The 8948-nt window shown below is 64.9% G+C and carries 8 protein-coding genes; 3 read left to right on the top strand and 5 right to left on the bottom strand.

What is annotated here, in order from left to right; translation table 11 throughout:
• A partial coding sequence (locus GSQ76_RS31375) for a hypothetical protein (RefSeq protein ID WP_216851243.1) occupies nucleotides 1–232 on the top strand: 232 nt, incomplete at its 5' end.
• 30 nt (nucleotides 233–262) lie between these two features.
• Here the strand turns inward: GSQ76_RS31375 and GSQ76_RS23060 are convergent.
• The 4 genes from GSQ76_RS23060 to GSQ76_RS23045 all read right to left on the bottom strand — a co-directional run bounded on the left by GSQ76_RS23060 (nucleotide 263) and on the right by GSQ76_RS23045 (nucleotide 4759).
• Nucleotides 263–1270 carry a ParB/RepB/Spo0J family partition protein gene (locus tag GSQ76_RS23060; protein WP_158746464.1) on the bottom strand — a complete coding sequence of 336 codons (1008 nt, stop codon included), beginning with the start codon at nucleotides 1268–1270 and terminating at the stop codon, nucleotides 263–265.
• Between the two features lies 1 nt (nucleotide 1271).
• Complete coding sequence (gene repA, locus GSQ76_RS23055) at nucleotides 1272–2486, bottom strand: plasmid partitioning protein RepA (protein ID WP_158746463.1); 1215 nt, start codon at nucleotides 2484–2486, stop codon at nucleotides 1272–1274.
• 182 nt (nucleotides 2487–2668) lie between these two features.
• On the bottom strand, nucleotides 2669–4501 hold the full coding sequence (ilvD, locus tag GSQ76_RS23050) for a dihydroxy-acid dehydratase (protein ID WP_158746462.1): 1833 nt from the start codon (nucleotides 4499–4501) through the stop codon (nucleotides 2669–2671).
• A gap of 108 nt (nucleotides 4502–4609) precedes the next feature.
• Nucleotides 4610–4759: a hypothetical protein gene (locus tag GSQ76_RS23045; protein ID WP_158746461.1), complete on the bottom strand. Its 150-nt coding sequence runs from the start codon at nucleotides 4757–4759 to the stop codon at nucleotides 4610–4612.
• A gap of 216 nt (nucleotides 4760–4975) precedes the next feature.
• Between GSQ76_RS23045 and GSQ76_RS23040 the strand changes: the two genes are divergently transcribed.
• A complete protein-coding gene (locus GSQ76_RS23040) occupies nucleotides 4976–6553 on the top strand; it encodes an ABC transporter substrate-binding protein (protein ID WP_158746460.1) in 1578 nt (525 codons plus the stop codon).
• A gap of 54 nt (nucleotides 6554–6607) precedes the next feature.
• Here the strand turns inward: GSQ76_RS23040 and GSQ76_RS23035 are convergent, their stop codons facing one another.
• Nucleotides 6608–7498, bottom strand: coding sequence for a LysR family transcriptional regulator (locus GSQ76_RS23035; RefSeq protein WP_158746459.1), 891 nt, complete (start codon nucleotides 7496–7498; stop codon nucleotides 6608–6610).
• 113 nt (nucleotides 7499–7611) lie between these two features.
• On the opposite strand from GSQ76_RS23035, the gene GSQ76_RS23030 reads away from it, so the two are divergent.
• The gene (locus tag GSQ76_RS23030; protein ID WP_158746458.1) at nucleotides 7612–8925 is read left to right on the top strand and encodes an MFS transporter; all 1314 of its coding nucleotides are present in this window, start codon (nucleotides 7612–7614) and stop codon (nucleotides 8923–8925) included.
• Nucleotides 8926–8948: the final 23 nt, after the last annotated feature.

Here is an 8948-nt window from a genome sequence, read left to right as displayed (position 1 = left end):
AGAGGCAGGTGCGGGCATCGCGATCGTGCCGTCCATCCCCGTGCGCAACGATACGACGATGGCCCTTCACGTATGCAGGTTTAACCCGGCGCTGTTCGTCCCCATCGTCGCAGTAACCCACGCTGGCCGCCCGGTGTCGCAGTCCATCGAGCTCCTCATCCACCAACTGCGGCTAACCACACGGGATATGCGCTGGCCGGAGCACCAATCGCCGCTTGTTTGCAGCCATTGAGAGAGCGGCGTTTGCTGCAAACGCTGGGGGCTACTTCTTGCCAGCGCTGTGCTTGCGATACTCCTCTGCCAAGCCCGCCATCCGCTTCCATACGAAATCGGCCAATCCATCGCCGCGCCCGGCGGCGAAAGTGAACATTTCCGATCGCCCCCCTGCCCGGCGTGAGACCAAGACGTTGCCCGCCGGGTCGCAGATCTGCATCGGCGCCTCCGCATCGTCCCGCGGACGACCTAGAAGCTGCGCCATCCGTGTCGGAAACACTGCCGATCCACCCTCCGACACAAGCTCGGACGCCGCCGCCAACATCGCCGCCTTTCGGTCGGGATCCTGCAACTGCTTGAACAGCGCATTGGCGTCGCGGAAGGTGCATTTGCGCCAGTCACCCAGCGCCTCCAACACCAAATCCGGAATCTCCGCAAACGAGGTGAGGTTGCTGACATGGGGGCGCGAGACGTGCAGCGCGTCGGCTAACGCTTGCTTGGTTGGAAACACGCCACGCTCGATGTAGCGGGACAGGGCACGCGCCTGCTCCAAAATCGACACGCCTTCCCGCTGGGTATTCTCGCTGAACGCCGCACCGGCCATTTGCGCCTCGTTGAGGTCCCGCACGACCGCCCGCAAAGGCCGCCCGATCTGCTTGCACGCCAGCGCCCGGCGATGGCCGAAACAGATCTCGAACCGCCCGCTCTCACTCGGGTGGCGACGCAGCAAGGCTGGCGATTGCTGGCCCTGGCGGCGCACATCCTCCACGAACTCGGCGAAACTGCGATCTTCCAAAAAGCGCTGATCGCGATCCCAGTAGGGCGAGGCGTCGGTCAAATCCGGGTCGATCTCCTCGACCACCAACCCGTCGGCCCGGCGCTCCTCGATCGCTCGCTCCAACGCCTTCAGCTCGGCCATGGCGTTGCGGTGCTGGGTCTCGATCGCCTTGGCGATCGGCACCATGCTGGAGCGCGCGGCCGCCGGACGCGCTACGCCGTCCTCGGGCAAGGTTGGCAGCGAGGCGGTAATCGCCGTCAGGTCGAACGGCTTGCGCATGTCACACTCCCGCTGCGGTGTTGGCGGCACGGCTCGTGTCCTGACGGCCCCACGTCTTCAGCATCACGCCCTCGATCTCCGCATTCACGGCATTGAGGAAGCTGAGCCCGCGGAGGTAACTCTGCCGCGTCCCCACCTGGTCGTCGATCTCGTAATACGTGCGCTTGCGAAGCCCGGCGGCGTCCAGTGCGGTGGTCACCGCCATCGGGTTCTGCAGCAGCATGTCACCGAAATTGGCGGCCATGAGGTGGATGATCTGCTTCTGGTTCTGGTCCGTCACCGAATGCTTGGCGATCAGGATCTTGAAGAAATCGATGTCCTTGCCGTTTGGATCGATCTCCTCCACCTGGTCCAAAACCTGCGAGCACATGCGAAAGAACTGCCCGGTGCTGGCGAAGTCGATCATCGAGGGAGGCACCGGAACGATGATCCCCGTGGCAGCGAAAATCGCGTTGATCGACATGAAGCCGAGGGAAGGGGGGCAGTCCAGCACGACCACGTCGTAGCCCTCGGCCGAGTTCTCGATCGCCTCCCGCAGCACCAACCAGAATGCGAAGTTCTTCTCCCGCTGCGCCCGCACCGGCATCTCGAACTCCGCTTGGCCCAGGCTCAGATTGGCCGGCACCAGGTCCAGCCGGGGCCAATATGTGGTGCGGATGCAGCCTTTCAGATCGCTCGCCTCGCCACGAAACACCGGGTAGAGCGTTTCCTCCGGCCCAACATCAGTGTCCGGCTGCAACCCGAACAGGCTGGTGAGCGAGGCCTGGCTATCCAGGTCGACCAGCAGCACGCGATAGCCCCGCAGCGCCAGATATTGCCCAAGATGCACTGCCGTCGTCGTCTTGGCGGCGCCGCCCTTGAAGTTGGCAACCGCTAGGACCTGCAGTTTCTCCCCATCATTGCGCCGCCGTCGATACCGCTCGTCACCGGTCTTCTCGTGCAGCCCGGCAAGCACCCAATGCAGCTCTTTCAGCGAGAAGGTACGGCGATAATTGTTGCCCGCAACCGTGCCGCAGGTGAACTCCGCACCATCCTTCGTGATCTGGCGCAGATAACTCTCGGACACGCCCAGCAGCGAGGCTGCCTCTGTCGTGGGGAACTGCCGCAGCCGCTTGCGGTCGTCCGGCACGTTCTCCAGTTCGACGATACGCTGCTGCGTGATCTGGCAAACGTCGGCGCCGTGCTGCAGTCGCTCCTTGAGCCGGGACAGCCTCATGCAGCCAGACCGCCAGAGCACCGATCAGCGAATTTGAGCCGGTTATCGCCAGACATCGCGGAAACATCCCATCATCGATGTTTCCGCGATATCACCTCAAAAACCGATGGTCAAAGCTTTTGCGAGGCCGGGGGCGTTTGCTGCAAACGAAGCGCGGCAAACGCATTACCCGCCCTATAGCGTTACGACTCCGGGATAATCCGCACCGCGCCCTTGCTGGCGCTCGTAATGAACGCGGCGTAGGAGCGCAGGGCAGGGGTCACCTTGCGAGGCCGTGTTGCGGCCGGCTTCCAATCTCCATGCGCCGCCCGGCGGTGCGCCAGTTCCTCATCCGGCACCGCCAGATGGATGCTGCGGGCGACGATATCGATCTCCAGCATGTCGCCATCATGCACCAGGCCGATCGTCCCACCCTCCGCCGCTTCGGGCGACACATGGCCGATCGAAAGCCCCGACGACCCGCCGCTGAACCGGCCATCCGTCACCAGGGCGCAAACCTTGCCCAGCTTCTTCGACTTCAGGTAGCTGGTGGGATACAGCATCTCCTGCATGCCCGGGCCGCCCTTGGGTCCTTCGTAGCGGATCAACACCACATCGCCGGGCTTGATGCGGTCGGCCAGAATGCTCTCGACCGCTGCATCCTGGCTCTCGAACACCCGGCACTGGCCGGAAAATTTCAGGATCGACGCATCGACGCCTGCCGTTTTCACGATGCAACCGTCTTCCGCCAGGTTGCCATACAGCACGGCCAACCCGCCATCCTTGGAAAACGCCGTCGCCGCCTCGCGGATCACACCGCCCTCGCGGTCGACATCCAACTCGTCCCAGCGCGAGGATTGGCTGAACGCCACCTGGGTCGGCACGCCGCCAGGTGCCGCGCGGAAGAACGTGCGCACGCTGTCTGAGGGGGTGCGCGCCACGTCCCACCGGTCCAACGCATCCCCCATGGTGGGCGCGTGCACCGTCGCGGTGGTGCGGTCGATCAGCCCGGCACGGTCCAGCGAGCCCAGGATCGCCATCACGCCACCAGCGCGGTGAACATCCTCCACATGCACGTTCGCCACCGCCGGTGCGACCTTGCACAGCACCGGCACCCGGCGGGACAGCCGGTCGATATCGGCCATCTTGAAATCGACCTCAGCCTCGTGCGCGGCAGCCAGCAGATGCAACACGGTGTTGGTCGACCCGCCCATGGCGATGTCCAACGTCATCGCATTCTCGAACGCGGCGAAGGTGGCGATGCCGCGGGGCAGGGCGGTCGGGTCTTCCTGCTCATACCAACGCTGCGCCAGGTCCACGACCGTCCGCCCAGCTTCCTCGAACAGGCGGCGGCGATCGGCGTGCGTCGCCAGCACGGTCCCATTGCCCGGCAGCGACAGGCCCAAGGCCTCCGTCAGACAGTTCATCGAATTGGCGGTGAACATGCCGGAGCAGCTGCCGCAGGTGGGGCAGGCCGAGCGTTCGATCACCTCGACATCGGCATCGGACACGCTGCCATCGGCCGCCGCCACCATGGCGTCGATCAGGTCGATCGAGTGCGTGATGCCAGACAAGTTCACCTTGCCGGCCTCCATCGGGCCGCCCGACACGAACACGGTCGGGATGTTCAGCCGCATTGCCGCCATCAGCATGCCCGGCGTGATTTTGTCGCAGTTGGAAATGCATACCATCGCGTCGGCGCAATGCGCGTTCACCATGTATTCGACGCTGTCGGCGATCAGTTCGCGGGACGGCAGGCTGTACAGCATCCCGTCATGGCCCATGGCGATGCCGTCATCGACCGCGATGGTGTTGAACTCCTTCGCCACGCCGCCGGCCGCCTCGATCTCGCGCGCCACCAACTGGCCCAGGTCCTTCAGATGGACATGCCCCGGAACGAACTGCGTGAACGAATTCACCACGGCGACGATCGGCTTACCGAAATCCCCGTCCTTCATGCCGGTGGCCCGCCACAGGCCACGCGCGCCGGCCATGTTTCGGCCGTGAGTTGTTGTGCGGGAACGCAATGCCGGCATAGGACAGATCCTCCAAGGTCCGGCAGTCTAGAACCCTAGCAAGGGTCCGGTCCATCGCAAGACCCAATGCCTGGGCGCAAGGGCGGGCTGCAGCCACGGCGCGGCGCGCTAGTTGGCGGCCGTTGTGTCCGGCGCTGGCTGATGGTGCGGCTGAACCGGGTAGGGGCTGTCCTCCAGCATCAGCCGGATCAACTCCAGCATCTCAGCCACCGCATCGGTTGCCGCCGTCTGACCGGGATCGTCATTGTCGTTCATCATGCCGCGCAATGTAGCAGCGAATTATTTCGCGATATTTAACTGCATAGATTGCAAATTGTTTAGAACACCCACCCGACCCCATCATTCTATACTTTTACAAACTGGGGCCCGTCAGGCCCGCCTCTTAACCAGGCTGAGCCACTCGCAATTTCCCTGTGAACACGCCGCATCGCCGTGCCATGCTCTGCGGGTATCCACATGCACAGGGAGACGGCCATGCGCCGACGCAGTCTGTTGGGGGGCGCCGCTGCCCTCGCCGCTGGTACCAGCCTTTATCGCCCCGCCATTGCCCAGCCAGCCAAAACACTGCGTTTCGTTCCCCAGGCCAACCTCGCCAACCCCGACCCGATCTGGACTACTGCCACCGTCGCCACCAACCACGGCTACATGGTGTGGGACACGCTATACGGCACCGACGACTCACTGGCCCCGCAGCCGCAAATGTGCGCCGGGCAAACCGTGTCCGATGATGGCCTCACCTGGGACTTCACCCTGCGCGACGGGCTGAAATTCCACGACGGCGCGCCCGTGCGCGGCATCGACTGCACCACCTCGATCGACCGCTGGGCGCATCGCAACGCATTCGGCTCCCAATTGCTCAGCCAGCTCAACGACATGACGGCGACCGGCGACAAAACCTTCCGCATCCGCCTGAAAACCCCATTCCGCCAGATGCTCTACGCGCTGGGCGCCACCGGCTGCTTCATCATGCCGGAACACGTTGCCAGGACCTCGCCCAACACCATGGTGACGGACTACACCGGCAGCGGCCCCTTCCGCTTCCTGCCCAACGAGTGGGATGCCGGCAACCACGCCGCCTACGCCAAGTTCGACGGCTACGTCCCCCGGCAGGAACCACCGCAATGGTTCGCCGGTGGCAAGGTGGCCAAGTTCGACCGCGTCGAGTGGATCGTGCAGCCCGACCCGGCCACCGCCGCAGCCGCCCTGCAGAAGAACGAGGTCGATTGGGTCGAACAACCACTCATCGACCTCGTCGGCAGCCTCAAGAAGATGCCCGGCGTCGAAGTCGCCACCTACGACAAGCTGGGCGTGCTGGCGATGGTGGTCATCAACCACCTGCACCCACCGTTCAACAACCCGGCACTGATGCGCGCCATTCTCGCCGCCACCAACCAGCAGGATTGTGTGCAGGCCGTCGTCGGCGACCAAAGCGAACTCGGCGTGGCGCCCGTCGGGTTCTTCATCGACGGCTCCCCATTGGCCACCAGGGCCGGCTTGGACAAATTAGGGCCTGCCAAGGATCTGAAGGCCGCCCAGGCCGCCATCAAGGCCGCCGGCTACAATGGCGAGAAAATCACCTTCATGGCCGCGTCCGACATGCCAGCGCTAATGGCGATCGCGCAGGTGACGCAGGCGCTATGGACCCAATTGGGCATGAACGTTGATTTCCAGGTGATGGACTGGGGCACGCTGGTATCCCGCCGGGTGAAACAGGACCCCCCCAGCCAAGGCGGCTGGAATGCGTTCTGCACCACTTGGGCAGGGCTCTCCGTCTCCAATCCCGGCGGCTCGTTCCCGCTGCAGGCGGTCGGCCGCACCGGCTGGCTCGGCTGGTACGACAACCCGAAGATGACCGCGCTGCGGGAGCAGTGGCTCGCCACCGGAGACCTCGCCGGGCAGCAGGCGGTCTGCCGCGACATGCAGTTGGAGGCCGTAGGTAACCCGCCCTTCATCCCGCTCGGCCAGTGGAAGCAGCCTTGGGCGTTCCGCACCTCGCTGAAGAACTTCGTGCGCTGTGGCAACGTCCTGTTTTGGGGTGTCGAGCGAGCCTAGAGCATCATCCGACGGCTAAAGATGCGCGCCAAAACACAGGGCCAAAACACAGGGCTAGAGCAACGCCGGCAGCGTATCAAGCAGCAGCGCCAGGCTGGGGTTGCTGCTGGCGGGCAGCCAGGCGGCCAGCGCCTCGAACATCAGCTCCGCCCCGATCCCGGCGATACGCTTGAACACGACGTCCCGGTGGCGCACCGCGCTCATATCCATCGGCAGCATCGCAACGGCCGCGCCGGAGGCGACGACGCCGATGGCGCTCGGCAAATGGCGCACCTCGTAGTCGAAGCTCGGCTCGAACCCGGCCTCGCGACAGGCGGCTAGCAGCATGCCATGCATCGGCGCCGGGCCAGTGGGGGAGAACAGGACGAACTTGTCACCCGCCAACTCCGCCAGGCTCACGCGGGTTTGGGCGGCCAATGCGTGGCTGCGTGGCATCGCGATCGCCATGCGCTCCCGCGACACGCTGCGCAGGGATAGATCCCCCGCCTCCGCCCCCGCCGCGCGGATGATGCCGAAATCCAGCCGACCCGTCCGCAACGCCTCTACCTGCGCCACGGACGTGTCTTCGGTCATGGACAGCCGCACCTCGGGATGCACCTGATGAAACTGGCGCACGATGCGGGGCAGCAGTGTATGGCCAACGGAACCGACGAAGCCGATCGACAAACGATGGCTACCGCCCTGATGCGCCCAATGGGCCCGACGCACCGCTTGCTCCTGCTGCAACAGGATCGACCGCGCTTCTGCCAGGAACACACGCCCGGCGCCCGTCAGCACAACACCCCTGCGGTCCCGCGTCAGTAACGGCACGCCCACTCGATCCTCCAGTGTCTGGATCGCCTGGCTCAGCGGCGACTGCGCCATCGCCAGCCGTGCCGCCGCTCGGCCGAAATGCAGTTCCTCCGCAACGGCGACGAATTGCTGCAACTGCCTGCCCGAGAACATCGAGATGATTTTCCTCTCACAGCGCCGCCAAGTCATGTTGGACGTCTCGATCGCCGCGTGTCTAGCTGGCCTGTGCCAACAAACAAGAACACCGGGGGCGGGGGATGACTGCGATGGAGACGGAAACGGCCATGGAGGCGGCGGTCACGCGCAAGCTGATGCTGCGCATCGTGCCACTGCTGACGCTGGGATACTTCCTGGCCTATATCGACCGGGTGAACGCCGGGTTCGCGGCGTTGCAGATGAACCAGGACGTGCATCTGTCGTCGTCGCAATACGGGCTCGGCGCTGGCATTTTCTTCCTGTCCTACGTCGTGTTCGAAATCCCCTCCAACCTGCTGCAGGCCCGTTTCGGCGCTCGCATCTGGATCGCGCGCATCATGATCAGTTGGGGTCTCATATCGGGCCTCATGGTGTTCATCACCGGGCCATGGTCGTTCTACGGCGTGCGACTGGCGCTCGGCGCAGCCGAGGCAGGGTTCTTCCCTGGCGTCGTGCTCTACCTGACCCAGTTCTTCCCCGCCCGGCAGCGCGCGCAAATTATCGCCATGTTCGCGGTCGCCATCCCCGTCTCCAGCCTGGTCGGCTCCCCCATCTCCGCCGCCTTGCTCGGCATCGATGGCAGCGCCGGGCTGCGCGGCTGGCAATGGATGTTCATCATGGAAGCGGTGCCCTCCGTCCTGCTCGGCATCGTGTTGCTATTCGCCCTGCCGGAAACGCCCGAAACGACGCGGTGGCTATCGGCCGACCAGCGCGCCTGGCTGGTGCGCAAACTGGCCAGCGAACGCGGCGGCGCGCGCGTGGGCCACGCCTCGGTCTGGCAGATCATGATCAATCCGTACGTGCTCGTGCTCGCCTTGGCCCTCGGCGGCAGCGCCGGCGTCAGCCAGGCCTTGGCGCTATGGCAGCCGCAGATCATCAAGGCGTTCGGCCTCACCAATATGGAAGTCGGCCTGCTGAACGGCATTCCCTTCGCCATCGCCTCCGTCGCGATGGTCTGGTGGGGCCGCCGATCGGACCAGCGGGGGGAGCGCATGTGGCACACCGTGGCGCCGCTGGCCCTGTCCGGCTTCGCATTGCTGGCTGCCGGGTTCGTGCATAACCTGGCGCCATTCATCTTCGTGCTGTGCATCGTGCTGATCGGAACCTACGCGATGAAGGGCCCGTTCTGGGGCCTGTCCGCCGAGTGGCTGGCCGGCCCGGCCGCCGTTGTTGGGCTGGCGCAGGTGAATTCGATGGGCAATGTCGGCACCTTCATCACCAGCACGGCCATCGGCGTCATCCGCGACGCGACCGGCAGCTTCGCGCTGGCCCTACTGCCCCTGGTGGCGGTAGCGGCGCTGGGATGCGTGGGCCTGCTGGTGGTGGCAAGCGGCGACGCCGGCAAGCGCCGGGCAAAGCTGGTCCAGGCGACCGGCGAACTTTAGGGAAGGGCAGGGACCATGAGCGC

Source organism: Acidisphaera sp. L21, from assembly GCF_009765685.1.
Taxonomy (GTDB): domain Bacteria; phylum Pseudomonadota; class Alphaproteobacteria; order Acetobacterales; family Acetobacteraceae; genus LMUY01.
Note: the sequence above shows the minus strand (reverse complement) of the source record. Positions and strands in the feature narration are given on the sequence as shown.

Excerpts from the sequence above, each read along its gene's own strand:
- GSQ76_RS23040 (WP_158746460.1), top strand. The coding sequence starts at position 4,976 with ATGCGCCGACGCAGTCTGTTGGGGGGCGCCGCTGCCCTCGCCGCTGGT.
- GSQ76_RS23060 (WP_158746464.1), bottom strand. The coding sequence starts at position 1,270 with ATGCGCAAGCCGTTCGACCTGACGGCGATTACCGCCTCGCTGCCAACC.
- GSQ76_RS23030 (WP_158746458.1), top strand. The coding sequence starts at position 7,612 with ATGGAGACGGAAACGGCCATGGAGGCGGCGGTCACGCGCAAGCTGATG.
- repA (WP_158746463.1), bottom strand. The coding sequence starts at position 2,486 with ATGAGGCTGTCCCGGCTCAAGGAGCGACTGCAGCACGGCGCCGACGTT.
- GSQ76_RS23035 (WP_158746459.1), bottom strand. The coding sequence starts at position 7,498 with ATGTTCTCGGGCAGGCAGTTGCAGCAATTCGTCGCCGTTGCGGAGGAA.
- GSQ76_RS23045 (WP_158746461.1), bottom strand. The coding sequence starts at position 4,759 with ATGATGAACGACAATGACGATCCCGGTCAGACGGCGGCAACCGATGCG.
- ilvD (WP_158746462.1), bottom strand. The coding sequence starts at position 4,501 with ATGCCGGCATTGCGTTCCCGCACAACAACTCACGGCCGAAACATGGCC.